Origin of the sequence: Aquariibacter albus, assembly GCF_014145335.1 — a bacterium.
In the GTDB taxonomy this organism is placed as follows: Bacteria; Pseudomonadota; Gammaproteobacteria; order Burkholderiales; family Burkholderiaceae_C; genus Aquariibacter; species Aquariibacter albus.
Genome location: NZ_JACIVI010000003.1, coordinates 64,845 through 91,139, shown reverse-complemented (window position 1 = coordinate 91,139; position 26,295 = coordinate 64,845). Strand labels below are relative to the sequence as shown.

26 protein-coding genes and 2 pseudogenes are annotated in these 26,295 nt (G+C 72.7%); all 28 read left to right on the top strand.

From position 1 onward, the window contains the following. The first annotated feature begins 56 nt into the window (after nt 1-56). Nucleotides 57-857 carry a HesA/MoeB/ThiF family protein gene (locus H4F90_RS09775; RefSeq protein WP_182664010.1) on the top strand — a complete coding sequence of 267 codons (801 nt, stop codon included), beginning with the start codon at nt 57-59 and terminating at the stop codon, nt 855-857. A 10-nt stretch (nt 858-867) separates the two neighbouring features. Further along, nucleotides 868-1,794 carry an LOG family protein gene (locus tag H4F90_RS09770; RefSeq protein ID WP_182664008.1) on the top strand — a complete coding sequence of 309 codons (927 nt, stop codon included), beginning with the start codon at nt 868-870 and terminating at the stop codon, nt 1,792-1,794. A gap of 286 nt (nt 1,795-2,080) precedes the next feature. Beyond that, nucleotides 2,081-2,512, top strand: a complete 432-nt coding sequence (locus H4F90_RS09765; protein ID WP_407926180.1) for a division/cell wall cluster transcriptional repressor MraZ — start codon at nt 2,081-2,083, stop codon at nt 2,510-2,512. Between the two features lie 7 nt (nt 2,513-2,519). Further along, on the top strand, nt 2,520-3,530 hold the full coding sequence (rsmH, locus tag H4F90_RS09760; protein ID WP_182664004.1) for a 16S rRNA (cytosine(1402)-N(4))-methyltransferase RsmH: 1,011 nt from the start codon (nt 2,520-2,522) through the stop codon (nt 3,528-3,530). Beyond that, nucleotides 3,527-3,904, top strand: coding sequence for a cell division protein FtsL (gene ftsL, locus H4F90_RS15755; RefSeq protein WP_182664002.1), 378 nt, complete (start codon nt 3,527-3,529; stop codon nt 3,902-3,904). The genes rsmH and ftsL overlap by 4 nt, the downstream gene beginning before the upstream one ends. A 65-nt stretch (nt 3,905-3,969) precedes the next feature. After that, a complete protein-coding gene (locus H4F90_RS09750) occupies nt 3,970-5,721 on the top strand; it encodes a peptidoglycan D,D-transpeptidase FtsI family protein (RefSeq protein WP_182664500.1) in 1,752 nt (583 codons plus the stop codon). Beyond that, on the top strand, nt 5,721-7,304 hold the full coding sequence (locus H4F90_RS09745) for a Mur ligase family protein (protein ID WP_182664000.1): 1,584 nt from the start codon (nt 5,721-5,723) through the stop codon (nt 7,302-7,304). The genes H4F90_RS09750 and H4F90_RS09745 overlap by 1 nt, the downstream gene beginning before the upstream one ends. After that, the gene (locus H4F90_RS09740; protein WP_182663997.1) at nt 7,301-8,728 is read left to right on the top strand and encodes a UDP-N-acetylmuramoyl-tripeptide--D-alanyl-D-alanine ligase; all 1,428 of its coding nucleotides are present in this window, start codon (nt 7,301-7,303) and stop codon (nt 8,726-8,728) included. The genes H4F90_RS09745 and H4F90_RS09740 overlap by 4 nt, the downstream gene beginning before the upstream one ends. Nucleotides 8,729-8,761: 33 nt before the next feature. Next, nucleotides 8,762-9,943: a phospho-N-acetylmuramoyl-pentapeptide-transferase gene (gene mraY / locus H4F90_RS09735; RefSeq protein WP_182663995.1), complete on the top strand. Its 1,182-nt coding sequence runs from the start codon at nt 8,762-8,764 to the stop codon at nt 9,941-9,943. Between the two features lie 10 nt (nt 9,944-9,953). Further along, nucleotides 9,954-11,858, top strand: coding sequence for a UDP-N-acetylmuramoyl-L-alanine--D-glutamate ligase (murD, locus tag H4F90_RS09730; protein ID WP_328700888.1), 1,905 nt, complete (start codon nt 9,954-9,956; stop codon nt 11,856-11,858). Then, a complete protein-coding gene (gene ftsW / locus H4F90_RS09725) occupies nt 11,855-13,126 on the top strand; it encodes a putative lipid II flippase FtsW (protein WP_182663993.1) in 1,272 nt (423 codons plus the stop codon). Before murD ends, ftsW begins: the two co-directional genes overlap by 4 nt. After that, nucleotides 13,123-14,226: an undecaprenyldiphospho-muramoylpentapeptide beta-N-acetylglucosaminyltransferase gene (gene murG / locus H4F90_RS09720; protein WP_182663991.1), complete on the top strand. Its 1,104-nt coding sequence runs from the start codon at nt 13,123-13,125 to the stop codon at nt 14,224-14,226. Before ftsW ends, murG begins: the two co-directional genes overlap by 4 nt. A gap of 100 nt (nt 14,227-14,326) precedes the next feature. Beyond that, nucleotides 14,327-15,763: a UDP-N-acetylmuramate--L-alanine ligase gene (gene murC / locus H4F90_RS09715; RefSeq protein ID WP_182663989.1), complete on the top strand. Its 1,437-nt coding sequence runs from the start codon at nt 14,327-14,329 to the stop codon at nt 15,761-15,763. Further along, complete coding sequence (locus tag H4F90_RS09710; protein ID WP_182663987.1) at nt 15,760-16,773, top strand: D-alanine--D-alanine ligase; 1,014 nt, start codon at nt 15,760-15,762, stop codon at nt 16,771-16,773. The genes murC and H4F90_RS09710 overlap by 4 nt, the downstream gene beginning before the upstream one ends. Before the next feature lie 7 nt (nt 16,774-16,780). Continuing rightward, a complete protein-coding gene (locus H4F90_RS09705) occupies nt 16,781-17,590 on the top strand; it encodes a cell division protein FtsQ/DivIB (RefSeq protein WP_182663985.1) in 810 nt (269 codons plus the stop codon). Nucleotides 17,591-17,599: 9 nt separating this feature from the next. Further along, nucleotides 17,600-18,829, top strand: a complete 1,230-nt coding sequence (ftsA, locus tag H4F90_RS09700; RefSeq protein ID WP_182663983.1) for a cell division protein FtsA — start codon at nt 17,600-17,602, stop codon at nt 18,827-18,829. A 77-nt stretch (nt 18,830-18,906) separates the two neighbouring features. Further along, complete coding sequence (ftsZ, locus tag H4F90_RS09695) at nt 18,907-20,133, top strand: cell division protein FtsZ (protein WP_182664495.1); 1,227 nt, start codon at nt 18,907-18,909, stop codon at nt 20,131-20,133. An 85-nt stretch (nt 20,134-20,218) separates the two neighbouring features. Further along, entirely contained in the window at nt 20,219-20,998 is a 780-nt protein-coding gene (gene hisF, locus H4F90_RS09690) for an imidazole glycerol phosphate synthase subunit HisF (RefSeq protein ID WP_182663981.1), read from the top strand. Continuing rightward, nucleotides 20,995-21,426, top strand: a complete 432-nt coding sequence (gene hisI, locus H4F90_RS09685) for a phosphoribosyl-AMP cyclohydrolase (protein WP_182663979.1) — start codon at nt 20,995-20,997, stop codon at nt 21,424-21,426. Before hisF ends, hisI begins: the two co-directional genes overlap by 4 nt. Then, on the top strand, nt 21,423-21,782 hold the full coding sequence (locus H4F90_RS09680; RefSeq protein ID WP_182663977.1) for a phosphoribosyl-ATP diphosphatase: 360 nt from the start codon (nt 21,423-21,425) through the stop codon (nt 21,780-21,782). Before hisI ends, H4F90_RS09680 begins: the two co-directional genes overlap by 4 nt. 24 nt (nt 21,783-21,806) lie before the next feature. Then, the gene (locus H4F90_RS09675) at nt 21,807-22,184 is read left to right on the top strand and encodes a DUF4870 family protein (RefSeq protein WP_182663976.1); all 378 of its coding nucleotides are present in this window, start codon (nt 21,807-21,809) and stop codon (nt 22,182-22,184) included. Between the two features lie 18 nt (nt 22,185-22,202). Further along, nucleotides 22,203-22,550 carry a histidine triad nucleotide-binding protein gene (locus tag H4F90_RS09670; protein ID WP_182663975.1) on the top strand — a complete coding sequence of 116 codons (348 nt, stop codon included), beginning with the start codon at nt 22,203-22,205 and terminating at the stop codon, nt 22,548-22,550. A 68-nt stretch (nt 22,551-22,618) separates the two neighbouring features. Continuing rightward, nucleotides 22,619-22,870, top strand: a complete 252-nt coding sequence (tatA, locus tag H4F90_RS09665; protein ID WP_182663974.1) for a Sec-independent protein translocase subunit TatA — start codon at nt 22,619-22,621, stop codon at nt 22,868-22,870. A gap of 29 nt (nt 22,871-22,899) precedes the next feature. After that, nucleotides 22,900-23,131: pseudogene (gene tatB / locus H4F90_RS15860) on the top strand (Sec-independent protein translocase protein TatB); the annotation flags it as partial. 128 nt (nt 23,132-23,259) lie between these two features. Further along, nucleotides 23,260-23,391: pseudogene (tatB, locus tag H4F90_RS15855) on the top strand (Sec-independent protein translocase protein TatB); the annotation flags it as partial. Nucleotides 23,392-23,439: 48 nt separating this feature from the next. After that, nucleotides 23,440-24,225 carry a twin-arginine translocase subunit TatC gene (gene tatC / locus H4F90_RS09655; RefSeq protein WP_182663972.1) on the top strand — a complete coding sequence of 262 codons (786 nt, stop codon included), beginning with the start codon at nt 23,440-23,442 and terminating at the stop codon, nt 24,223-24,225. A gap of 19 nt (nt 24,226-24,244) precedes the next feature. Further along, complete coding sequence (gene gspF, locus H4F90_RS09650) at nt 24,245-25,471, top strand: type II secretion system inner membrane protein GspF (protein WP_182663971.1); 1,227 nt, start codon at nt 24,245-24,247, stop codon at nt 25,469-25,471. Beyond that, nucleotides 25,468-25,971, top strand: coding sequence for a methyltransferase family protein (locus H4F90_RS09645; protein WP_182663970.1), 504 nt, complete (start codon nt 25,468-25,470; stop codon nt 25,969-25,971). Before gspF ends, H4F90_RS09645 begins: the two co-directional genes overlap by 4 nt. The last annotated feature ends 324 nt before the right edge of the window (nt 25,972-26,295 follow it).

Genomic DNA, 26,295 nt, shown 5'->3' with positions numbered 1-26,295 from the left:
CAAGGACCGCGGCGGCGGTCCTTGTCGTTTACAGTCCCCGCGGGCCGTCCCATGCGATGAACGACGAGCAACTGCTGCGCTACAGCCGCCACATCCTGCTGGAGGAACTGGGCATCGAGGGCCAGGAACGCCTGCTGGCCGCCCACGCCCTGGTCATCGGCGCGGGCGGCCTGGGCTCGCCGGTGCTGCTCTACCTGGCCAGCGCGGGCGTGGGCCGCATCACCGTGGTCGATCCCGACGTGGTCGACCTGACCAATCTGCAGCGCCAGATCGCGCACGACCTGGCGCGGGTCGGCCAGCCCAAGGCCCGCTCGGCCGCCCAGTCGATGGCGGCGATCAACCCCGAGGTGCAGGTCGAGGCCCGGGTCGAGCGCGCCGGCCCCGAGCAGCTGGACGCGCTGGTGGCTGGCGCCGACGTGGTGCTGGACTGCAGCGACAACTTCGACACCCGCCATGCGGTCAACCGGGCCTGCGTCGCGCATCGCAAGCCCTTGGTCTCGGGCGCGGCGATCCGCTTCGACGGGCAGATCAGCGTGTTCGACAGCCGCGGCCACGACGGCGACCCCGCGGTGCCGGCCGACGCCCCCTGCTACGCCTGCCTCTTCCCGCCCGAGGCGCCGGCCGATGCCGTGCGCTGCGCCACCATGGGCGTGTTCGCGCCGCTGGTCGGCATCGTCGGCGCCATGCAGGCGGCCGAGGCGATCAAGCTGCTGGCCGGCAGCGGCCGCTCGCTGGCCGGCCGCTTGCAGATGCTCGACGGCCGCAGCATGGAATGGACCGAGATCGGCCTGAAGCGCCGGCCGGGCTGCAGCGTCTGCGACCCGGCCGTGCCCGGGGCCGCGGTCGCCGGCCGTTAAGCTGCGGCGCATGAACGAAGCCCGATCCGTGTCGCCCGAACCCCTGGCCGGCCGCAATTTCCCCAGCGCCCAGCAGGAAGCCACCCTCACCCCGCCCCCTCCCGGACGGCCCCAGCCCGGCAGCAGCTACGAGCTGGCCTTCACCGACCGCGACTTCCTGCTGCGCGAGGAACTGCGCCCGGTGCGCATGCAGCTGGAGCTGCTCAAGCCCGAGCTGATCCAGCAGGAGCACGGCATCGAGGCCACCGTGGTGATCTTCGGCAGCGCCCGGATCGCCGAGCCCGCCGTCGCCCGGCAGCGCCTGGCCGAGGCCGAAGCCGCCCTGGGCGCGGCCGCCGACCGCGCCGAGGCCGAAGCGGCGCTGCAGCGCGCCCGCCAGGGCCTGGCCATGTCGGCCTACTACGAAGAAGCGCGGCGCTTCGCGGCGCTGGCCACCACCGCCTCGCGCACGCTCGCCCAGCCCATCGTCGTCGTGACCGGCGGCGGCCCCGGCATCATGGAAGCCGGCAACCGCGGCGCGGCCGAAGCGGGCGGGCCGAGCATCGGCCTGTCGATCGTGCTGCCGCACGAAGAGGCGCCGAACCCCTACATCACGCCGGCACTCAGCTTCCGCTTCCACTACTTCGCGCTGCGGAAGATGCACTTCCTGATGCGCAGCATCGCCCTGGTCTGCCTGCCCGGCGGCTTCGGCACGCTCGACGAACTGTTCGAAGTGCTGACCCTGCAGCAGACCGGCAAGGTGCGGCGGCGGCCCATCCTGCTGGTCGGCCGCAGCTTCTGGCAAAGGCTGATCGACTTCGACTGGCTGGTCGAGACCGGCATGATCAGCGCCAAGGACCTGGCCCTCTTCCACTTCGTCGAGACCGCCGAGGAAGCCTGGGCGCAGATCGAGGCGCACTACGGTCTCGCGGCCGCCGGAGACCCGGTGAGGGCCTGAAGCCGTCCGCGAGCGCGTCCCCGCAAGCGCTCGCGGATCGACCCGCCTCCCCCCGAAGAAGCGAGGCCCCTTGAGGGCCTCGCTTGCATTAGGGTCTTCACTTTGCACTTCCAGACATGCTTGCATGTCCTTGTTTCTGGCTGATTTTTTCAGCGGCTCCGCGTCGCAAAAATCGCCGATAAGTGCTTGATTTCATTGAAGAAATCACATGTGCGCAGCTTGACCCCGGGCTTGCCCCTCCGCTACAGTGGGAAAAAATGCACTTTAGTGGAGTTGTGTGTCGCTGCTGCACTTTCAGGGGACCTCAGCGCTCGCGCTGGACGGGAAGGGACGGATGACCGTCCCGACCCGCCATCGCGAGCTGCTCGACGCGTCCGCGAAAGGCGAGCTCACCCTCACCAAGCATCCGAGCGGCTGCCTGCGCCTGTATCCGCGCCCGGTCTGGGAGCAGTTCCGCGAGAAGCTGGTGGCGCTGCCGATGAGCGCCGACGGCTGGAAGCGCATCTTTCTGGGCAGCGCCATGGACGTCAGCGTGGATGGCGCCGGCCGCGTGCTGATCTCGCCCGAACTGCGCAGCGCCGGCGGCCTGGTCCGCGACGTGCTGCTGATGGGCATGGGCAGCTACTTCGAGCTGTGGGATCCGGTCCGCTACGCCGCCCAGGAGGCCGAGGTCATCGCCCAGCCGATGCCCGAGTCGCTGGCCAACGCGATCTTCTGAGGTCGGCATGGCAAAGCGCCCTCCCCGGCCCGCCCCCGCGCCGGTCGCCCCGAGCCATGGCGACGGTTCGCCCGCGCACGCCACGGTGCTGCTGAACGAATCGGTCGAGGCCCTGGTGCACAAGCCCGACGGCCTGTACGTGGACGGCACCTACGGCCGCGGCGGCCACAGCCGCGCGATCCTTGAACGCCTCGGCCCGGCGGGCCGGCTGATCGCGATCGACCGCGATCCGGACGCGGTGGCCGACGCCCAGCAGGGCCCGCGCCGCATCGAGGATCCGCGCTTCAGCATCGTGCATGCGCCCTTCAGCGAGCTGGCCACGGTGCTCGAAGCCCGGGGCCTGCCGCAGATCGACGGCCTGCTGCTGGACCTGGGCGTCAGCAGCCCGCAGATCGACACCCCCGAGCGCGGGTTCAGCTTCCGTTTCGACGGCCCGCTGGACATGCGCATGGATCCGACGCGCGGCGAGAGTGCCGCCGATTTCCTGGCCCGCGCCGAGCTGCGCGAAATCACCGAGGTGATCCGTGACTACGGCGAAGAACGGTTTGCTGGCCCGATTGCAAGGGCGCTTGTCGCTAGCCGCGAACGCGGCGAGCCGCTGCAGCGCACCCGCCAGCTCGCCACGGTCGTGGCAAGTGCGGTCCGGACCCGCGAGCCCGGCCAGGACCCGGCGACTCGCACCTTTCAAGCCCTTCGGATTCGCGTCAATGCCGAGCTGGACGAGCTCCGCGAGGCGCTGGCCGCAGCCCTCGCCCGGCTGCGTGCCGGGGGCCGCCTGGCGGTGATCAGCTTCCACTCGCTGGAAGACCGCATCGTCAAGACCTTCATCGCCGGCGAAAGCCGGGCGGTGGTCGACCGCCGCTCGCCCGACTACTGGGCCGGCGGCCGCGGGCCCGCGCTGAAGCTGCGTGCCATCGGGCGGATCAAGCCCGGCGCGGCCGAACTGGCCCGCAACCCGCGCGCACGCTCGGCCGTGCTGCGCGTGGCCGAGCGCCTCGACGGGGAGGCCGTGGCATGAACCTGCGCCTGACGACCGTGCTGCTGCTGGCCCTGCTGGCCAGCAGCCTCTGGCTGGTCCAGGTCAGCTACCGCAGCCGCATGCTGACCCACGCGATCTTCGTGGCCGAGCAGCAGGCCCTGCGCCTGGAGGCCGAGCGCGAGGTGCTGGAGGCCGAGCGCCGCGCCCAGGCCACGCCGATGCGCGTGCAGCAGCTTGCGCGCGAGAAGCTGGCCATGCAGCCCGCCAGCCCCGGCCACACCCTCTACATCGAATTGCCGGCCGGCATCGCGCGCTGGCCGGCCAGCCAGGGCCCGCAGCTGGGCGAGCGGCCGGCGGCGGAGCGGACCGCCCTTTCGCAGCCGGAGGCCGTGGCCTCGGAGGCGCTGCGGTGAGCCGCGCCGAACGCAGCCCGCGCGGCAGCACCGCCGCGCCCTGGCGCCAGACGGCGGCTGCGCATGTGCGCAGCGTGCGCTATTCGAACAGCCCGCTGCTGGCCTCGCGCACGCCGCCCTGGCGCGCCAAGTTCCTGGTCGCGCTGATCGGCCTGGGCTTTCTCGGCCTGGTGGGCCGGGCGGCCTGGATCCAGCTGATCCACAACGACTTCTACCAGCAGAAGGGCGAGCGCAACTACGCCCGCAAGCTGGACCTGCCGGCCAAGCGCGGCCGCATCATGGACCGCAACGGCCTGCTGCTCGCCACCAGCGTCGCAGCGCCCACCGTCTGGGCCATTCCCAAGGACATGGGCCAGCGTGCGGCCGACCGTGCCGCCCGCCGGCCGCTGGCCAAGCTGCTCGGCTACAAGCCCGAGGAGCTGGAGCAGCGCCTGGCCGCCAACGACAAGTTCGTCTACCTGCGCCGGCGCGTCAGCGAAGACACGGCCCGGGCCGTGCAGGGCCTGGCCCTGCCGGGCGTGCACCTGATGCACGAGGACAAGCGCCTCTACCCCGAGGCCGAGGCCGCGGCGCATGTGGTCGGCTTCACCGACGCCGAGGATCGCGGCTTCGAAGGGGTCGAGAAGACCTTCGACGGCAGCCTGTCCGGCCAGGACGGCAGCCGCCGCGTGATCCGCAACCGGCTCGGCGAGGTGGTGGAGGCCGTCGGCGAAACCCTGCCGGCCGTCGATGGCCAGGATCTGCGGCTGTCGATCGACAGCAAGATCCAGTTCTTTGCCTACCAGCGCCTGGCGCAGGCCGTGACCCAGCATGGCGCCAAGGGCGGCAGCGTGGTCGTGCTCGATGTGCAGACCGGCGAGCTGCTGGCCCTGGCCAACCTGCCCAGCTACCGGCCGGACGACCGTGCCCGGCTGAAGGGCGAGCAGCTGCGCAACCGCGCGCTGACCGACACCTTCGAGCCCGGTTCGACGATGAAGCCCTTCATCGCAGGGCTTGCGCTGGAGCGTCACCGCATCCAGCCCGACACGCGCATCGACACCGCCCCGGGCCGCATCAGCATCACCGGTTCGACGATCAGCGACGCGCATCCGCATGGCGTGCTGACGGTGGCGGAGATCGTGCAGAAGTCCAGCAACGTCGGCACGGTGAAGATCGCGCAGACGCTCGAATCGCGCGAGATGTGGGAGCTGTTCACCGCGGTCGGCCTGGGCCAGAAGCCGCGCGTCGAGTTTCCGGCCGCCGCCAGCGGCCGGCTGCGGCCCTACCGCAGCTGGCGGCCGATCGAGAAGGCGACGATGAGCTACGGCTACGGCCTGTCGGCCTCGCTGCTGCAGCTCGCGCGGGCCTACACCGTCTTCGCGCGCGACGGCGAGATCATCCCCGTGACCCTGCAGCGCCGCAGCGAACCGGCCGCCGGCGAGCGCGTGTTCAGCGCCGAGACCGCCCGCGAGGTGCGCCAGATGCTGCAGCTGGCCGCGGGCCCCGGCGGCACCGCACCGCTCGCGCAGACGCAGGCCTACAGCGTGGGCGGCAAGACCGGCACCGCCCACGTGCAGGAAGGCAAGGGCTACGCGGCCAAGCGCTACCGCTCGTGGTTCGTCGGCCTGGCGCCGGTCAGCGCGCCGCGCATCGTCGTCGCGGTGATGGTCGAGGAGCCGAGCAAGGGCCAGTACTTCGGCGGCCTGGTGGCCGCACCGGTCTTCAGCGACGTCGTCCAGCAGAGCCTGCAGACCCTGGGGGTCACGCCGGACCTGGCCGTCGAGCCGCGCATCGTCGCACGGGGCAGCGGCCAGGGCGCGGTGGAGGAGAGCTTCTGATGCCCGCCCCGCAAACCCTCGGCCCGCTCGACGGCGTGGTGCAGCTCGGCAGCGTCGGCGAGGCCCTGGCCTGGCTGCGTGCCAGCGGCTCGAAGGGCCTGTCCAGCGACAGCCGACGCCTGGCGGCGGGCGAGGCCTTCATCGCCTGGCCCGGCCTGGCCCGCGACCCGCGCGCGCACGTGCATGACGCCTTCCTGCACGGCGCGCAGGTGGCCCTGGTCGAGGCCGAAGGCCTGGCCGCCTGGAGCGCCGACTGGCCCCTGCCCATCCGCCAGCGCACCGCCGCCGTGGCGGGACTGAAGGCCGCCGCCGGCCCGCTGGCCGCGGCCTTCTTCGGCCTGCCGGGCATGGCGCTGGACGTCGTCGCCGTCACGGGCACCAACGGCAAGACCTCGTCGAGCTGGTGGATCGCGCAGCTGCTGTCCGCCCTGGAGCGACCGGCCGGCGTGATCGGCACCCTGGGCCTGGGTCCGGTCGGCGGCGGCGCGGCCATGCTGGTGCCGACCGGCTTCACCACGCCCGACCCGGTGCAGCTGCAGCGCGCGCTGCGCGGCATGGTCGACGGCGGGCTGAAGGCGGTGGCGATCGAGGCCTCGTCCATCGGCCTGGTCGAGTCCCGGCTGGACGGCCTGCCGATCCGCGTCGCGATCTACACCAATTTCAGTCAGGACCACCTGGACTTCCACGGCAGCATGGCCGCCTACGCGGCGGCCAAGCGTCGGCTCTTCGACTGGCCCGGCCTGCAGGCCGCGGTGCTGAACGTCGACGACGCCGAGGTCGCCGCGCAGGCGGCCGGGCTGGCCGTCCGCGAAGCCCGTGGCGAGGGCCCGGCCTGCTGGACCACCTCGGCGCGCGGTCAGGCCGGCGCGCGGCTGCGCGCGGTCGACCACCAGCTCGGTCCCGACGGCCTGGCCTTCACCGTGGTCGAGCACGGCCCGGCGGGCGAAACCCGCCTGCCGCTGGCCACCCGCCTGCTCGGCGACTTCCATGTCGACAACCTGCTGGGCGTGATCGGCGCGCTGCGCGCGCTGGGCCACCCGCTGCCGGCCGTGGTCGCGGCCTGCGCGGCACTCGGCCCGGTGCCCGGCCGCATGCAGCGCGTGCAGCTCGGCAGGGCGCCGCAGCCGGCGGTGCTGGTCGACTATGCGCACACCCCCGACGCCCTGGCCCAGGCCCTGGCCACGCTGCGCCCCCTGGCCACGGCCCGCGGCGGCCGGCTGGCCGTGCTCTTCGGCTGCGGCGGCGACCGCGACCGCAGCAAGCGCCCCCGGATGGCGGCCGCCGCCGAGGCCGGCGCCGACCGCGTCTGGCTCAGCAGCGACAACCCGCGCAGCGAGGACCCGCAGGCCCTGCTGGCCGAGGTGGCCGCCGGCCTGCAGCGGCCGCAGCTGGCCATGATCGAGCCCGACCGCCGCGCCGCCATCGCCGCCGCCGTCGCGGCCTGCACGGCGGCCGATGTGCTGCTGATCGCCGGCAAGGGCCACGAAACGACGCAGGAGATCGCCGGCGTCAAGCATCCCCTGTCCGACGTGGCCGAGGCCGAGACCGCCCTGCAGGCCTGGCTGAACGGAGCCCGCGCATGAGCCTGCCCGCCCAAGCCGTCCCCCCCCTGGCCCGGCTGGACCAGCTGGCCGCCCTGCTGCCCGGCAGCCGCCTCGTCGGCGAGGGGGCAACCCCGCTGGCCCGCGTGCACAGCGACACGCGCAGCCTGCAGGCCGGCGACTTCTTCGTGGCCCTGCGCGGCGAACGCTTCGATGCACACGATTTCCTGCCGCAGGCCCGTGCCGCCGGCGCGCTGGCCGCGCTGGTGGACGACGCGGACCGGCTGGCCGCCGCCGGCCTGCCCGGCCTGGTGGTGGCCGACAGCCGCCGTGCGCTCGGCCAGCTCGGTGCGGCCTGGCGCGCGCAGTTCAGCCTGCCGCTGATCGCCGTGACCGGGAGCAATGGCAAGACCACCGTCACCCAGATGCTGGCCGCCATCCTGCGCGCCTGGCAGGGCGAGGCGGCGCTGGCCACCCAGGGCAATTTCAACAACGACATCGGCCTGCCCCTGACCCTGCTGCGGCTGCGGCCGACGCATCGTGCCGCCGTCGTCGAGCTGGGCATGAACCACCCGGGCGAGATCGCCGAGCTGGCGGCCCTCGCCCGGCCGACCGTGGCCCTGGTCAACAACGCCCAGCGCGAGCACCAGGAGTTCATGGCCAGCGTCGAGGCCGTGGCCGAGGAGAACGGCTCGGTCTTCGCCGCCCTGCCGGCGGATGGCACGGCCGTCTACCCGGCCGACGAGCCGCATGCCGCGCGCTGGCAGGCCCTGGCGGCTGGCCGGCCGCAGCTTCGCTTCGCCCTGCCCGAGGACGGCGCCCCCGCGACCGGTGCCGAGGTGCAGGGCCAGGCCCGCTGGGCCGGCGAGGGCTGGGCCGTCGCGCTGCAGACGCCGGCCGGCCCGGCCCATCTGCATCTGGCCCTGGCCGGCCGCCACAACGTGCGCAATGCCCTCGCCGCCACGGCCGCGGCCCTGGCCGCCGGCGTGCCGCTGGCCACCGTGGTGGCCGGGCTGGAAGCCTTCCGCCCGGTGGCCGGCCGCTCGGCCCTGGGCACGGCCATGCTGCACGGCCGCCGCATCGCCCTGGTCGACGACAGCTACAACGCCAACCCCGATTCCGTGCGTGCGGCCATCGAGCTGCTGGCCGGCCTGCCCGGCCCGCGCTGGCTGCTGCTGGGCGACATGGGCGAGGTGGGCGACCAGGGGCCGGCCTTCCATGCCGAGGTCGGCGCCCATGCACGCGAGCAGGGCATCGAGCAGCTCTGGTGCGCCGGCAGCGCCTGCGCCGAAGCGGCGCGCGCCTACGGCCCCGGCGCACGCGCCTTCGCCGACACCGCCGCCCTGGTGGCGGCGCTCGGCGAGGCACCGGCGGCGGCCAGCGTGCTCGTCAAGGGCTCGCGCTTCATGCGCATGGAACGCGCGGTGGCTGCCCTGCGTGCCGCCCCGGAGGCCGGCCATGGCTGAACAGGCCCCCACCCCCTCGACCCGGAGCCGCCCATGCTGGTGACCCTCGCCGCCTGGCTGCAGGCCCTCGATCCGCAGACCTTCGGTTTCCTGCGCGTCGTGCAGTACCTGACCTTCCGCGCCGTGATGGCCGCGATGACGGCCCTGCTGATCGGCATGGCCCTGGGCCCGGCGGTGATCCGTCGCCTGACCGCGCTGAAGATCGGCCAGCCGGTGCGGGCCTACGGCATCCAGGAACACCTGGCCAAGACCGGCACGCCGACCATGGGCGGCGTGCTGATCCTGCTGGCCATCGCGGTCAGCACCCTGCTGTGGTTCGACTGGAGCAACCGCTTCGTCTGGATCGTCATGGTCGTGACCTTCGGCTTCGGCGCGATCGGATGGGCCGACGACTGGCGCAAGGTCGTGCACAAGAACCCCGAGGGCATGTCCTCGCGCGAGAAATACCTCTGGCAGTCGCTGATCGGCGGCCTGGCGGCCTTCTATCTGCTGTTCTCGATTGCCGAGACCTCGAACGCGCGGGTCGCCGAGCTCTTCCTCGAATGGGTGGTCAGCGGCTTCCGCGGCGAACTGCCGGACAAGACCAACCTGCTGCTGCCCTTCTTCAAGCAGGTCAGCTACCCGCTGGGCGTGGCCGGCTTCCTGCTGATGACCTATGTGGTCATCGTGGGCAGCAGCAATGCGGTGAACCTCACCGACGGGCTCGACGGTCTGGCCATCATGCCGGTGGTGATGGTCGGCTCGGCGCTGGGCCTGTTCGCCTACGTGACCGGCAATGCGGTGTTCAGCAACTACCTGCTGCTGCCGCACATCCCGGGGGCCGGCGAGCTGCTGATCTTCTGCGCCGCCATGGCCGGCGCGGGCCTGGCCTTCCTGTGGTTCAACGCCTATCCGGCCCAGGTCTTCATGGGCGATGTCGGCGCCCTGGCCCTGGGCGGGGCGCTCGGCACCATCGCCGTCATCGTGCGGCAGGAGATCGTGCTGGCCATCATGGGCGGCATCTTCGTCGTCGAGGCCCTGTCGGTGATGCTGCAGGTGAGCTGGTTCAAGTGGACCAAGCGCCGCACCGGCACCGGCCAGCGCATCCTTCGGATGGCGCCGCTGCACCACCACTTCGAGAAGGGGGGCTGGAAGGAGACGCAGGTCGTCGTGCGCTTCTGGATCATCACCATGCTGCTCTGCCTGATCGGCCTGAGCAGCCTGAAGCTGCGTTGAGGAGCTTGCGTTGAGCCTGCTGCCCTTCGCCCCCGACCTGCTCGCCGGCCAGCGCCTGCTGGTGCTGGGCTGTGGCGACTCGGGCCTGGCCATGGCGCGCTGGGCGCGGCGCCTCGGCGCGGCGGCGATCACCGTGGCCGACAGCCGCGCCGAGCCGCCCCAGGCCGCGCGCCTGGCCGCCGACGTGCCGGCGGCGCAACGCGTGCAAGGCTTCGACCCGGCCCTGCTGGAGGGCTGCGACCGCGTGCTCAAGAGCCCCGGCCTGGCCCCGAACGATCCGGCCCTGGCGCCGCTGCTGGCCGCCGCGGCCGGGCGCGGGATCAAGGTGGAAGGCGAGCTGGGCCTCTTCGCCAGCGCCCTGGCCACGCTGGAGGCCCGGCTGCGCTATGCGCCCCGGCTGATCGCCATCACCGGCACCAACGGCAAGACCACGACCACCATGCTCTGCGGCCGGCTGGCCGAGCGCGCCGGTCGCCGCGTGGCCGTGGCCGGCAATGTCGGCCCGACCCTGCTGGACACGCTGGCCGCCGCGCTCGATGCCGAACAGCCGGGCTGGGAGGCGCCGGCCGGCGGCCTGTTCGCGCCGGACTGGCTGGCACCGGTCGAGGCCGCCGAGGCCGTCGAAGCGCAGGCCGCCGGGGCCGTGCCCGCCCCGGAGGACCCGGCCGGCGAGGCCGCCGAGGCCCTCGATGCCGATCCGGCCGAGCCCCCCGGCACGCCCGAGGGCGTCGAGGCCGACCCGATCGACCCGCTTCCCGCCGAGGCCGAGGCCGAGCCCGCCGCAGCCGATGCGGGCGCAGCCCTCGCCCTGCCCCCCGCCGCGCCGCGCGCCGCGGTGTTCAACGCCCTGCCCGAGGTCTGGGTGCTGGAGCTTTCGAGCTTCCAGCTCGACGGCGTGGCCCACGGCCCCGGCGGCTTCCGGCCGACGGCCGCCGCCGTGCTGAACCTCAGCCAGGACCACCTGGACTGGCACGGCACGATGGCCGCCTACGCCGAGGCCAAGGGCCGCATCCACGGCAGCTGGGCCAGCGTGCAGGGCCGCGAGACGGTGATGGTCGTCAACCGCGACGACGCGGCCGTCGAGGCCCTGGTGCCCGAGCCCCGCGTGCACAAGCCGGCCGCCCGCGGGCAGCGCAGCCGCATCGAGGCACGCCAGGTGCAGCGCTTCGGCCTGGACGCGCCGCAGGCGCCGGGCGACTGGGGCCTGCAGCGCGAAGGCGGCATCGTCTGGCTGGTGCGCGCGCAGCCGGCCGACGACACCCCGCGCCGCGGCCGCGAACGGGAGGCCGAGCCGCTGCTGCTGCAGCGCCTGATGCCGGCCGATGCCCTGCGCATCCGCGGCCGCCACAACGCCGCCAATGCCCTGGCGGCGCTGGCCCTGTGCAGCGCCGCCGGCCTGCCGCTGGCGCCGATGCTGCACGGCCTGCGCGAGTACCGCGGCGAGCCGCACCGCGTCGAGCCCATCGGCCTGCTCGACGGCATCGAGATCGTCGACGACAGCAAGGGCACCAATGTCGGCGCCACCGTGGCCGCGCTGCGCGGCCTGGGCGAGGACAAGGCCCCCGGTCGCCTGGCCATCGTGCTGGGTGGCGAGGGCAAGGGCCAGGACTTCGCACCGCTGGCCGCACCGCTGGCCGCCCATGCCCGCGCGATCGCCCTGATCGGCCGCGACGCCCCGGCCCTCGAAGCCGCGATCCTGGCCCACCCCGAGGCCGCGGCCCTGCCGCGCGCACGCTTCGCGACGCTGGAGGACGCCACGGCCTGGGCCTTCGCCCAATGCCGCAGCGGCGACGCGCTGCTGCTGAGCCCGGCCTGCGCCAGCCTGGACATGTTCCGCAACTACGCGCACCGCGCCGAGGTCTTCGCCGGCGCGGCACAGGCCCTGGCCGAGGCCCGCGGGAGCTCGCTGGCATGAGCACCCCCGCGACCCCGCTGCACCGGCCCGCCGCCTGGCTCGCGCGCCTGCGCGAGCGCCTGGCCGGCCGCCGCGAGGGCGGCACGCTGCTGCCGGTGCGCGACAGCCTGGCCGGCGGTGGCACGCCGCGGCCGGCCTCCGGGGTCGATGGCGCGCTCGTCGCGGTGGTGCTGGGCCTGATGCTGCTCGGCCTGGTGATGGTCTACAGCGCCAGCATCGCGCTGCCCGACAGCCCGAAGTACGCCGACTACAAGCCCTATCACTTCCTGCTGCGCCACAGCGTGCAGCTGCTGCTGGCCCTGATGGCGGGCCTGCTGGCCGCGCAGGTGCCGCTGAGCGTCTGGGAACGCTGGGCGCCGTGGATCTTCGTCGTCGCGCTGCTGCTGCTGGTGCTGGTGCTGGTGCCGGGCATCGGCAAGGTGGTCAACAAGTCGCGGCGCTGGATTCCGCTGGGGGTGATGAACTTCCAGCCCAGCGAACTGGCCAAGCTCGGCATCGCGCTCTACGCAGCCAGCTACATGACGCGCAAGATGGACGTGAAGGAAAAGTTCTTCCGCGCCGTCTGGCCGATGGCCGTGGCCCTGGCCGTGACCGGCGTGCTGCTGCTGCGCGAGCCGGACATGGGCGCCTTCATGGTGATCGCGGTGATCGCGATGGGCGTGCTCTTCCTCGGGGGCGTGAACGGACGCATGTTCCTGCTGAGCGCGGCCGTGCTGGTGCTGAGCTTCGTCGCGGTGATCGCATCGAGCGAGGAGAAGAGCGCACGGATCTTCGCCTACCTGCGGCCCTGGGAGCCGACGAATGCCGCGGGCAAGGCCTACCAGCTCACCCAGTCGCTGATCGCCTTCGGCCGCGGCGAGCTCTTCGGCCAGGGCCTGGGCGACAGCCTGGAGAAGCAGCACTACCTGCCCGAGCCGCACACCGACTTCCTGCTGGCCGTGATCGGCGAGGAGCTGGGCTTCGTGGGCGTGGTGGCCGTGATGCTGGCCTTCTTCTGGCTGGTGCGGCGCTGCTTCGTGATCGGCCGCGCGTCCATCATGCTCAACCGCGTGTTTGCCGGCCTCTACTGCCAGGGCATCGGCCTGTGGCTGGGCGGCCAGGGCTTCATCAACATGGGCGTGAACCTGGGCGCGCTGCCGACCAAGGGGCTGACCCTGCCGCTGATGAGCTACGGCGGCTCGGCCCTGGTGATGAACGCCATCGCGCTGGCCATCGTGCTGCGGGTCGATGCCGAGAACCGGCAGCTGATGCGGGGGGGCCGGGCATGAGCCGCGCGCGCCACCTCGTCGTGATGGCCGCCGGCACCGGCGGCCACGTGATCCCCGGCCTGGCCGTGGCCCGCGAGATGCAGGCCCGGGGCTGGACGGTGAGCTGGCTGGGCACGCCCAGCGGCCTGGAGCAGAAGCTGGTGCCGCCCAGCGGCCTGCCGATGGACGTGCTGGCCTTCACCGGCCTGCGCGGCAAGGGCTGGCTGCACAGCGCCACCGGCAGCCTGCGGCTGCTCAAGGCCTTCTGGGACAGCCTGCGCATCCTGCGCGCGCGCCGGGCCGATGCGGTGCTGGGCATGGGGGGCTATGTCTGCGTCCCCGGCGGCCTGATGGCCTGGCTGCTGCGCAAGCCGCTGGTGCTGGTCAATGCCGACGCGGCCCTGCTGCTGTCGAACCAGGCCCTGGGCCGCGTGGCCGACCGCATCGCCTTCGGCTTCGACGGCGCCGATGCCCTCCGCGCCGGCCGCCGCGGCCGCGTCACCGGCAACCCGGTGCGGGCCGAGATCGAGGCCCTGCCGGCGCCGGCCGAACGCTATGCCGGCCGCAGCGGCCCGCTGAAGCTGCTGGTGGTCGGCGGCAGCCTGGGCGCCCGCGTGCTCAACGAGACCCTGCCGCGGGCGCTGGCCCTGCTGGCCCCGGCGCAGCGCCCCCGGGTGCTGCATCAAACCGGCGCGCAGAACCGCGATGCCGTGCAGGACGCCTACCGCGCCGCCGGCCTGGACCCGCGGCCCGAGGCCGGCCTCGAGGTGCGGGCCTTCATCGAGGACATGGCCGGCGAACTGGCCGCGGCCGACCTGGTGATCGGCCGGGCCGGCGCCATCACCGTCAGCGAACTCTGCGCGGCCGGCGTGCCCTCGCTGCTGGTGCCCTTCATCGCCCGCACCACCGCGCACCAGCGCGACAACGCCCAGTTCATGGCCCAGCACGGCGCGGCCCTGCACCTGCCGCAGACCGAGCTGAGCCCCGAGCGCCTGGCTGCCACCCTGGCCGGCCTGGACCGCAGCACCCTGCTTCCCATGGCCGAGCGCGCCCGCGCCCTGGCCCGGCCGCGCGCAGCCGCGCGCGTGGCCGACGAGCTCGAAGAACTGACGCAGTCATGAACGCCTTCCATCCGCAGCGGGCCGAGCGCCGGGCCGCTCCCAAGCCGGCCCGGATCCCCTCGGGGGATCGACCGACGTACTCGTCGGGCGAGGGGCAGCCATGAAACACGCGGTCAAGCACATCCACTTCGTGGGCATCGGGGGCGCCGGCATGAGCGGCATCGCCGAGATCCTGCACAACCTCGGCTACGCCATCTCGGGTTCGGACCAGTCGGAGGGCGCGGTCACGAAGCGCCTGGCCGGCCTGGGCATCCGCGTTCACATCGGCCACGACGCAGCACACATCGCCGGCGCCGAGGCGGTGGTGACGAGCACCGCCGTGAAGGGCGACAACCCCGAGGTCATCGCCGCCCGCACGCGCCGCATCCCGGTGGTGCCGCGCGCGGTGATGCTGGCCGAGCTGATGCGGCTCAAGCAGGGCATCGCCATTGCCGGCACGCACGGCAAGACGACGACGACCTCGCTGGTGGCCAGCGTGCTGGCCGAGGCCGGCCTGGACCCGACCTTCGTGATCGGCGGCAAGCTGCTGAGCGCGGGCGCGAACTCGCGCCTGGGCGCCGGCGACTTCATCGTGGTGGAGGCCGACGAGAGCGATGCCTCCTTCCTGAACCTGAACCCGGTGCTCAGCGTCGTGACCAACATCGACGCCGACCACATGGACACCTACGGCCACGACTTCGCGCGGCTCAAGGCAGCCTTCGTCGAGTTCCTGCACCGCATGCCCTTCTACGGCGCGGCCATCCTCTGCGTGGACGACCCGGGCGTGCGCTCGATCCTGCCGATGATCTCGCGGCCGGTGGTCGGCTACGGCTTCGGCGAGGACGCGCAGGTGCGCGCCGTCGAGGTCGAGGCCCTGCCCGGCGGGCAGATGCGCTTCATCGCCCAGCGCCGCAACGGCACGGTGATGCCGGACCTGCCGATCACCCTGAACCTGCCCGGCCGCCACAACGTGCTCAATGCCCTGGCCGCGATCGCGGTGGCCACCGAGCTGGAGCTGCCCGATGCGCCCCTGGTGGCGGCGCTGGCCGCCTTCACCGGCGTGGGCCGGCGCTTCCAGCGCCACGGCGAGCTGGCCACCCGCGACGGCGGCCGCGCGACGCTGATCGACGACTACGGCCACCACCCGGTCGAGATGGCCGCCGTGCTGGCCGCCGCGCGCGGCGCCTTCCCCGGCCGGCGCCTGGTGCTGGCCTTCCAGCCCCATCGCTACACCCGCACGCGCGACTGCTTCGAGGACTTCGTCAAGGTCATGGGTACGGCCGATGCCGTGCTGCTGGCCGAGGTCTATGCGGCCGGCGAGGCGCCCATCGTCGCCGCCGACGGCCGCGCGCTGAGCCGTGCGCTGCGCGTGGCCGGCAAGGTCGAGCCGGTCTTCGTCGACACCATGGAGGCGATGCCCGAAGCCGCCGCCGAGTCGCTGCGCGACGGCGACGTGCTGATCACCATGGGCGCCGGCTCGATCGGCGGCCTGCCCGCCGCGCTACTGGCCGCCCTGCCCCTGCCCCCCTCTTCTGCCCCCCAGGACGCCCCGCGATGAGCGCCGCCCCCCAAGACCCCGTCCGCGCCGATTCGCCGGCTGCCACCTTCCCGCCGCCGCCGGTGGACCCGGCCGCACTCGGCAAGGTCGCCGTGCTCTTCGGCGGCAGCTCGGCCGAACGCGAGATCTCGCTGATGTCGGGCGGCGGCGTGCTCAGCGCGCTGCGCGGCCGCGGCGTCGATGCCCATGGCTTCGATCCGGCCGACCGGCCGCTCGACGAGCTCAAGCGCGCCGGCTACGACCGCGCCTTCATCGCCCTGCACGGCCGCCACGGCGAGGACGGCTGCGTGCAGGGCGCGCTGGAGCTGCTGGGCATTCCCTACACCGGCTCGGGCGTGATGGCCAGCGCGATCGCGATGGACAAGGTGATGACCAAGCGCATCTTCCTGGCCGAGGGCCTGAGCACGCCGGCCCATGTGCACCTGCGCGCCGGCGACCACGGCCCCGCGCGCCTGGCCGAGGTGCTGGCCCAGCTCGGCCTGCCCTTGATCGTGAAACCGCCCCGCGAGGGCTCCTCGATCGGCGTCAGCAAGGTCAGCCGGGCCGAGGACCTGCCGGCCGCCGTGGCCCTGGCCGCGAAGTACGACCCCGATGTGCTGTGCGAGGCCTTCATCGACGGCGAGGAAGTGACCTGCCCGGTGCTCGGCGCCGGCGACTCGGCCCATGCCCTGCCGGTGATCCGCATCGTGCCGCCCGAGGCCGGCTACGACTACAAGAACAAGTACTTCACCGACGAGGTCCGCTACCTCTGCCCGAGCGGCCTGCCGGCCGCCGAGGAGCGCGAGATCCAGCGCCTGGCCCTGGGTGCCTACCGTGCCCTGGGCTGCCGCGGCTGGGGCCGGGCCGACCTGATGGTCCGCCGCAGCGACCGCAAGGTCTTCCTGCTGGAGATGAACACCTCGCCCGGCATGACCGGCCATTCGCTGGTGCCGATGTCGGCCCGCGAGGCGGGGATGAGCTACGAGGCCCTGTGCAGCCACCTGCTGGCCCAGGCCGCCCTGGACGCCTGAGCCCTCCATGCCCGAGCTCCGCCGCCCCCGATCGCCGCAGGCCGCCCGCCCGCTGCCGGGCGACGTGCGCCTGATGCGGCGTGCCGGCACCGCGCTGTTCGCGCTGGCCGGCCTGCTGCTGCTGGTGGCGGGTCTCGGCCTGCTGGTGCAGCGGCCGGCCTTCGCGCTGCAGCGTCTGGTGGTGGAGCAGCCGCTGGAGCGCAGCAGCCCGGAGGCGCTGCGCCGCCAGGCCCTGCCCCGGCTGAAGGGCAACTTCTTCACGCTGGACCTGGAGGATGCGCAAGCCGCCTTCGAGGCCGTGCCCTGGGTGCGCCGTGCCGTGGTGCGGCGGCTCTGGCCGAACCGGCTCGCCGTGGCGCTGGAAGAGCATCAGCCGGCCGCGCTGTGGCGCGGCGACGATGGGGTGGAAGGCCTGGTCAATCAGCAGGGCGAGCTGTTCGAGGCCAATGCCGGCGATGTCGACGAGCAGGCCCTGCCGACCCTGCAGGGCCCGGCGCGGCACGCGGCCGCGATGCTGTCGATGTGGCGCAGCCTGAACCCGCTGTTCGCACCGATGCACACCGAGCTGCGCAGCCTGGCCCTGACGGCACGGGGCTCCTGGCGCGGCGAGCTGGGCGAGGGGGCCGTCGTCGAGTTCGGCCGCGGCAGCCCCGAGGAACTGGCCACCCGCACCCGCGCCTTCGTCACGACCGCGCAGGAGCTGATCCGCAAGCACGACCGCCCGCTGGCCCATGCCGACCTGCGCCACGCCGCCGGCTACGCGCTGCGCCTGCGCGGCCTGGGCACGCTGGCCCCCGGTGAAAAGCCCACGAACTGAGAACGCCCCATGGCCAAGGAAAGCAAAGACCTCGTCGTCGGACTCGACATCGGCACCGCCAAGGTGATGGCGGTGGTGGCCGAGGTCATGCCGGACGGCGACCTGCGGGTGGCCGGGCTCGGCATCGCGCCGTCCAACGGCCTCAAGCGCGGCGTGGTGGTCAACATCGACGCGACGGTGCAGGCCATCCAGCAGGCCTTGAAGGAGGCCGAGATGATGGCCGACTGCAAGATCACCCGCGTGCACACCGGCATCACCGGCAGCCACATCCGCGGCCAGAACTCCACGGGCATGGTGATCGTGCGCGACAAGGAGGTCACGCCCATCGACGTCTCGCGCGTGGTCGAGACGGCCAAGGCCATCAACATTCCGAACGACCAGCGCCTGCTGCTGGTCGAGCCCCAGGAGTTCGTGATCGACGGCCACGAGGTGAAGGAGCCGATCGGCATGTCCGGCGGCCGCCTCGAGGTGAAGGTGCACATCGTGACCGGCGCGCAGAGCGCGGCCGAGAACATCATCAAGTGCGTGCGCCGCTGCGGGCTGGAGGTGGAGATGCTGGTGCTCAACCCCAGCGCCTCCAGCCATGCGGTGCTGACCGAGGACGAGAAGGCCCTGGGCGTGGCCCTGGTCGACATCGGCGCCGGCACGACCGATGTGTCGATCTTCACCGAGGGCTCGGTGCGCCACACCGCCGTCATCCCCATCGCCGGCGACCTGATCACCAGCGACATCGCGATGGCGCTGCGCACGCCGACCAAGGATGCCGAGGAGATCAAGGTCGAGTACGGCATCGCCAAGCAGCTGCTGGCCGACCCGGCCGACCAGGTCGAGGTGCCAGGCCTGGGCGACCGCGCACCGCGCATGCTCAGCCGCCAGGCCCTGGCCGGGGTGATCGAGCCGCGCATCGAGGAGATCTTCTCGCTCGTGCACCAGGTCATCCGCGAAAGCGGCTACGAGGAACTGCTGTCCAGCGGCATCGTGCTGACCGGCGGCTCGGCGGTGATGCCGGGCATGGTCGAGCTGGCCGAGGACATCTTCCTCAAGCCCGTGCGCAAGGGCACCCCGACCTACAGCGGCGCCCTGTTCGACATGGTCGCCAACCCCCGTTCCGCCACCGTGATGGGCCTGCTCGAAGAAGCCCGTCTCGCCCGCAGCCGCGGCTTCAAGGCCGCGCAGCAGGCTGGATCCGTCACCACGCTCTTTGGCCGTCTGAAGGACTGGTTCGTCGGCAACTTCTGAGCCGCGCACCGTCCCGCCCCCTTCCCCCCGCCCCACCCCCGCCAGCCCCCCAGGAGGACCCCGTGAACACCATCGAGATGCTCGAAGACAACCCGATCGACACCCGGATCAAGGTGATCGGCGTCGGCGGCGGCGGCGGCAACGCCGTCGCCCACATGATCGACACCGGGGTCCAGGGCGTGGAGTTCATCTGCGCGAACACCGACCGCCAGGCCCTGAACCGCAGCGCGGCCGACGTGATCATCCAGCTCGGCGCCAACGGCCTGGGCGCCGGGGGCAAGCCCGATGCGGGCCGCGCCGCCGCGCACGAGGCGGAGGAACGCATCCGCAACGCGATCGCGGGCGCCAACATGGTCTTCCTGACCGCGGGCATGGGGGGCGGCACCGGCACGGGGGCCGCCCCGGTCATCGCCCGCATCGCCAAGGAGATGGGCATCCTGACCGTCGGCGTGGTGACCAAGCCCTTCGAGTTCGAGGGCAAGCGCCGCACCAAGCAGGCCGAGGCCGGCCTGGCCGAGCTGGAGGCCAATGTCGACAGCCTGATCGTCGTGCTCAACGAGCGCCTGCTCGAGGTGCTGGGCGACGACATCACCCAGGACGAGGCCTTCCAGGAGGCCAACAACGTGCTGAAGAACGCGGTGGGCGGCATCGCGGACATCATCAATGTCGACGCCTCGATCAACGTCGACTTCGAGGATGTGAAGACGGTGATGAGCGAGCCCGGCAAGGCCATGATGGGCACGGCCACCGCCAGCGGCCCGGACCGCGCCACCAAGGCCGCCGATGCGGCCGTGGCCTGCCCGCTGCTCGAAGGCATCGACCTGTCGGGCGCGCGCGGCGTGCTGGTGCTGATCGCGGCCAGCAAGGCCACGCTGAAGCTGTCCGAGAGCCGCAACGCGATGAACGCCATCCGCAAGTACGCGCACGACGAGGCCCACGTCATCTTCGGCGCCGCCTACGACGAGAGCCTGGGCGACCAGCTGCGCGTGACCGTGATCGCCACCGGCCTGTCGGACGCCAAGCACCAGCAGCAGCTGCCGATCAGCGTGGTGCATTCCGCGCCGGTCGCCCAGCCGGTGGCACGCACCGGCACCGACAACCTCGGCCTGGCGCCGGCGGCTGGCGTGTCCGTGACGATGAGCGGGCCGGCCGGCGCCGGCAGCGCCAGCCAGCCCTACGACCCGAGCTCGGTGCCCAGCGTCTGGCGCAGCGGGCGCACGGCCGCGGCACGGGTCGACGCGCTGTCGAGCAGCGGCGTGGACGACTACGACATCCCCGCCTTCCTGCGCAAGCAGGCGGACTGAGCACGGGGCCGGATGCCCTGGGGGCAGGGCATCCCGGGACGGGGCGGCGCGGCGGGCGCCGCCCCTGACCTACACTGAATCGATCATGCTCGCCAAACGCATCATTCCCTGCCTGGACGTGACCGGTGGTCGCGTCGTCAAGGGCATCAATTTCGTCGAGCTGCGCGATGCCGGCGACCCGGTCGAGATCGCGGCCCGCTACAACGAGCAGGGCGCCGACGAGCTGACCTTCCTCGACATCACCGCCACCAGCGACGGCCGCGACCTGATCCTGCCGATCATCGAATCGGTGGCCTCGCAGGTCTTCATTCCGCTGACGGTCGGCGGCGGCGTGCGCAGCGTCGACGATGTGCGCCGGCTGCTCAATGCCGGGGCCGACAAGGTGAGCTTCAATTCCGCCGCCGTCGCGCGGCCCGAGCTGATCCGCGAGGCCAGCGAGCGCTACGGCGCGCAGTGCATCGTGGTCGCCATCGATGCCAAGCGCCGCACGGGCGAGGACCTGGCGGCCAAGGGCCCGGGCTGGGACGTCTACACCCACGGCGGCCGCAAGAACATGCACCTCGATGCCGTGGCCTGGGCCCGGCAGATGGCCGAGTTCGGCGCCGGCGAGATCCTGCTGACCAGCATGGACCGCGACGGCACGCGCAGCGGCTTCGACCTGGACCTGACCCGCGCGGTCAGCGATGCGGTGCCGGTGCCGGTGATCGCCTCGGGCGGCGTCGGCAAGCTCGACGACCTGGCCGACGGCGTGACCCTCGGCCGCGCCGATGCCGTGCTGGCCGCGAGCATCTTCCACTACGGCGACCACACGGTCGGCGAGGCCAAGGCCCTGATGGCGAGCCGGGGCATCCCGGTGCGGCAATGAGCGCGGGCCCGAGCACGCCGGCCGGCGCCTGGCTGGATGCCGTGCGCTGGGACGCCGACGGCCTGGTGCCGGTGATCGCCCAGGAGCAGGGCAGCGGCGACGTGCTGATGTTCGCGTGGATGAACCGCGAGGCCCTGGCGCTGACCGCCGAGCTGGGCCGCGCCGTCTACTACAGCCGCTCGCGGCAGCGCCTGTGGCGCAAGGGCGAGGAAAGCGGCCATGTGCAGCAGGTCCACGAGATCCGCCTGGACTGCGACCAGGACGTGGTGCTGCTGAAGGTCACCCAGCTCGGGCACGAACCCGGCATCGCCTGCCACACCGGCCGCCACAGCTGCTTCTTCGAGCGGCTCGAAGGGCGGGGCGCCGACGCCCGCTGGCAGGCGGTCGACGCGGTGCTGAAAGACCCCGACACCATCTACGCCCGATGAGTCACGACCTGAACAGCGACGACACCCTGGAGCGCCTGGCCGACGTGATCGCGCAGCGCCGCGGCGGCGACCCCGACAAGAGCTATGTCGCCCGCCTCTTCCACAAGGGCCGCGACAGCATCCTGAAGAAGGTCGGCGAGGAGGCCACCGAGCTGGTGATCGCTGCCAAGGGAGGCGAGCGCCAGCAGGTGGTCTACGAGGCTGCCGACCTGTGGTTCCACGCCCTGATCGCGCTGGCCGATGCCGGGGTGCGGCCCGCCGAGGTGCTGGCGGAACTGCGCCGCCGGGAAGGACTCTCGGGGCTGGAGGAGTTCGCCGCGCGCAAGGCCCAGGCCCGCGAAGCCGGCGAGCGCTGAGCGGCCCTGCCGGACCCGCAAGCCATGATCGTGCTGCCCGAAGACCAGGAACGTGCGCTGCGTACCGTCGGCGTGGTCAGCTACCTGCTGCATGCGGTGGTGGCGGTGGGGGCGGTGATCCCCAGCCTGCAGCCAGGCATCGTGCTGCTGCTGATCGCCATCGTGCTCGACCTGGTCAAGCGCGAGGAAGCCGCCGGCACCTGGCAGGCCAGCCACTTCCGCTGGCGCATCCGCAGCGTGCTCTGGGCCGGCGGGCTCTACCTGCTGACCTTCCCGCTGTGGTTCCTCTTCGTGCTGCCGGGCTGGCTGGCCTGGACCGGCATCTCCGTCTGGTTCCTCGTGCGCATCGTGCGCGGCTGGATCCACCTGAACGACCGTCGGCCGATCGACGAGCCGGCCTGACTGCGAAAGACCCTCCCCATGAGCCAGGACCCGAACTGCATCTTCTGCAAGATCGTCGACGGCAAGATTCCGGCCCGCAAGGTCTTCGAGGACGAGCAGATGCTCGCCTTCCACGACATCGCGCCCTGGGCGCCGGTGCACATCCTGATCATTCCGAAGCAGCACATCGCCTCGATGGCCGAGACCGGCCCCGAGCATGCCGGCCTGCTGGGCCACATGATGACGGTGGGCGTGCGGCTGATGGCCGAACTGGGCGTGACGAACGGCTTCCGCACCATCGTGAACACCGGCGCCGACGGCGGCCAGGAAGTCGGCCACCTGCACCTGCACTTCATGGGCGGTCCGCGCCCCTGGGCCCGCGGCTGAAGCCGTCATCGGCCCTCCCCTAAACTCACCACTTTGGCCCGCTGGCGCGGGCCTTCAGGAGATCTGACATGGGTTCCTTCAGCATCTGGCATTGGCTGATCGTGCTGCTCATCGTGGTGCTGGTCTTCGGCACCAAGAAACTCAAGAACATCGGCAGCGACCTGGGCGGCGCGGTCAAGGGCTTCAAGGACGGCATGAAGGACGGCAGCAGCGGCGCCCCGGCGGGCGAGGCGAATGCTCCGGCCCCCGCGCAGGTCACGGCCCAGCAGGCCGCCGACGCGGCACGCACCGTCGACGTCGACGCGAAGACCCGCGGCTGAACGCCGGCTGCTGACCCGACCGCCCGGCGATGATCGATTTCGGCTTCGACAAGCTCGCGCTGATCGGCGCGGTGGCGCTGATCGTCATCGGCCCCGAGAAGCTGCCCAAGGTGGCCCGCACCGTGGGCCACCTGCTCGGCAAGGCGCAGCGCTACGTCGCCGACGTGAAGGCCGAGGTCAACCGCTCGATGGAGCTCGAAGAGCTGCAGAAGATGCGCCGCGAAGTCGAGACGGCCGCGCGCAACGTCGAGCAGACCGTGCAGCAGGAGCTGCGCGACACCCAGAACGCCCTCGACCCGGGCTGGCAGGCCCTGGACGGCTCGGTGCAGTCCGTCGACACCCCGGCCGGCTACAACGATCCGCTGCGCGAACCGCCCGGCGCCCGCGCGCCCCGCAAGAACTGGCGGGCCAAGCGTGCCGCCGTGCCGCAGTGGTACCGCCACCGCCACGGCGTGCGCGGCCATGTGCAGTCCGGCGCCGCGCGGGTGGCCCGTTTCCGTCCGCCGCGTCCCTCGCGCTGATGCCCGCGGGGCCCTCCGGCCCTGCCCCCAATTGCCGTCCCCGCAAGCGTGAGCACCCCTGAACCCCGCGACGAGCTCGAAGGCAGCGAACAGCCTTTCGTCGCTCACCTGATCGAGCTGCGCGACCGCCTGATCCGCGCGCTGATCGCGGTCGGCATCGCCTTTGCCGTGCTGGCGGTCTGGCCCGGGCCTTCGGGCCTCTACGACCTGCTGGCCGCGCCGCTGGTGGCCCACCTCAAGCCCGGCACGACGCTGATCGCCACCAATGTGATCTCGCCCATCCTGGTGCCGCTGAAGATGACGCTGATGGCCGCCTTCATGGTCGCGCTGCCGGCGGTGCTCTACCAGGTCTGGGCCTTCGTCGCCCCCGGGCTCTACAGCCACGAGAAGAAGCTGGTGCTGCCGCTGGTGGTATCGAGCACGCTGCTGTTCTTCTCGGGCGTGGCCTTCTGCTACTTCATCGTGATCCCGGGCATGTCGCAGTTCATCCAGAACTTCGCGCCCAGCAGCATCTCGGCCGCCCCGGACATCGAGCAGTACTTCAGCTTCGTGATCACGCTCTTCCTGGTCTTCGGCCTGGCCTTCGAGGTGCCGGTGGCGGTGGTGGTGCTGGTGCGCATCGGCGTGGTCTCGGTCGAGCAGCTGCGCAAGTTCCGCAGCTACTTCATCGTCGGCGCCTTCATCCTGTCGGCGGTCGTCACGCCGCCGGACGTGATCTCGCAGCTGGCGCTGGCCATCCCGATGTGCCTGCTCTATGAAGTCGGCATCTGGGCGGCGCAGCTCTTCCTGAAGCACACCCGCGCGCCCGAGGCCGACCACCCCCCGGCCGCCTGAGCCCGCGGGCCGATCCCCGATGCCGGCCTACCGCTACGAAGCCCTCGACGCCGACGGCCGTCCCCGCAAGGGCCTGCTGGAGGCCGACAACGCCCGTGCGCTGCGCGGCCTGCTGCGGGCCCAGGGCCTGGTGCCGATGGCGGTCTCGCCGGTCGCGGCAGGGCCAGCCGCCGAGGCCGGCGGGCGCCGCAGCTTCGGCCTGCGGCGGCGCATCTTCTCGGGCACCGGCCTGGCGCTGTGGACGCGGCAGCTCGCCGGCCTGGTCGGCGCGGGCCTGCCCCTGGAACGTGCGCTGACCGCGCTGGCCGAAGAGGCCGAGGGCGCCCCGCTGCGCGAGCTGCTGGCCGAGCTGCGGGCCGAGGTGAATGGCGGCAGCCCCTTCGCCCGCGCGCTGGGCGCGCACCCGCGGGAGTTCGATGAGGTCTATCGCGCGGTGGTGGCCGCCGGCGAACAGAGCGGCGCGCTCGGCGCCGTGCTCGAACGCCTGGCCGAGGACCTGGAAGCCCGGCAGGCCCTGCGCGCCAAGCTGATCGGGGCGGCGCTCTACCCGGCCATCGTCTCGGGCATCGCGGTGCTGATCGTGGCCTTCCTCGTCAGCTATGTGGTGCCCCAGGTGGCAGGTGTCTTTGCCGGTGGCAAGCGCGCCCTGCCCTTCCTGACGGTGGCGATGCTCGCCGTCAGCGACTTCGTGCGGCAATGGGGCCTGCTCTGCCTGCTGCTGGGCACCGGCGCGGTGCTGGGCCTGCTGCAGGCCCGGCGGCAGGAAGCCTTCCGACTGCGTTTCGACGCGGCCTGGCTGGGCCTGCCGCTGATCGGGCGCCTCGCGCGTGGCTACAACGCGGCCCGCTTCGCAGCCACCCTGGCCCTGCTGGCCGGGGCGGGCGTGCCCATCCTCAAGGCCCTGCAGGCCGCCGCCGAGACGCTGAACAACCGCGCCATGCGGGCCGATGCCCTCGCTGCCCTGGTGCAGGTGCGGGAGGGTGCACCGCTGGCCGCGGCCCTGGCCGGCAAGAAGCGCTTCCCGGGCCTGCTGGCCATGTTCGCCCGGCTGGGCGAGCAGACCGGCCGCCTGGGCGAGATGCTCGACCGCGCGGCCGGCCAGCTCGGCGCCGAGGTGCAGCGGCGCGCGATGGCCGTGGCCACGCTGCTGGAACCGCTGCTCGTCGTCGGCATGGGCGTGGTGGTGATGGTGATCGTGCTGGCCGTGCTGCTGCCGATCATCGAGCTGAACACCTGGGTGCGATGAGCGCCCCGGCGGGCCTGCGCGGCGGCAGCGAATCCGCGGCCCGCCGCCTCGGCCGGGGGCTGGTGGCGCTGCAGTGCCTGCTGATCGCCGGCCTGCTGGCCCAGGCCGCCAGCGGCTGGGTGACGGCGTCCGCCCTGCAGGGCGGGGCGGCGGTCGGCCTGGGCCTGGCCGGGCTGGCGCTGATGGCCGCCGCGGTCGGCGCGCAGGGCCTGGGCAACTTCCGCATCCACCCCGAACCGCAGGCGGGCGGCCGGCTGGTCTGCGGCGGCCCCTACCGCTGGGTGCGCCATCCGATGTACAGCGCCGTGATGCTGTGCGGCGGGGCTGCGACCCTGGTCGCTGCCTCGCCCCTGCTGGCGATCGGACTGTTGGTCCTGCTGGCCGGCGTGCTGCACGGGAAAGCGGCGATGGAGGAGGCCTGGATGGGCCGCGTCCATCCCGGCTACGCGGACTACGCCCGCGGCCGCGGTCGCTTCCTGCCCCGACGGGCCGCCCGCTGAGCGCGCGCGGCCGTTCCCGGGCCGATTTCCCCGTGCCTGTGGCAGCTTGTCACAGCCCTGCCGCCGGCATGCGACACAGGATGTCCCCTTCGTCAGCGGAACGTGGGGTGCTGGCGGTAAGCTCGGGGGAGCTTGCCTGGGATGTCCTCAGGTAGGCCTTCGCCGGGTCACGCAGAAGAATCCCTGCACCTGCCGCAGCCACGAACTGCGCCGACGGGCCACCCGGCCGCCACCGGCCACCCCCTCCGTACCGACGCTGACGCCGCGCCCCACCGGGCCTGCGGCGCGTCGCGCATGGCGCTCCCATGTCTTCGCCGGGGTTTG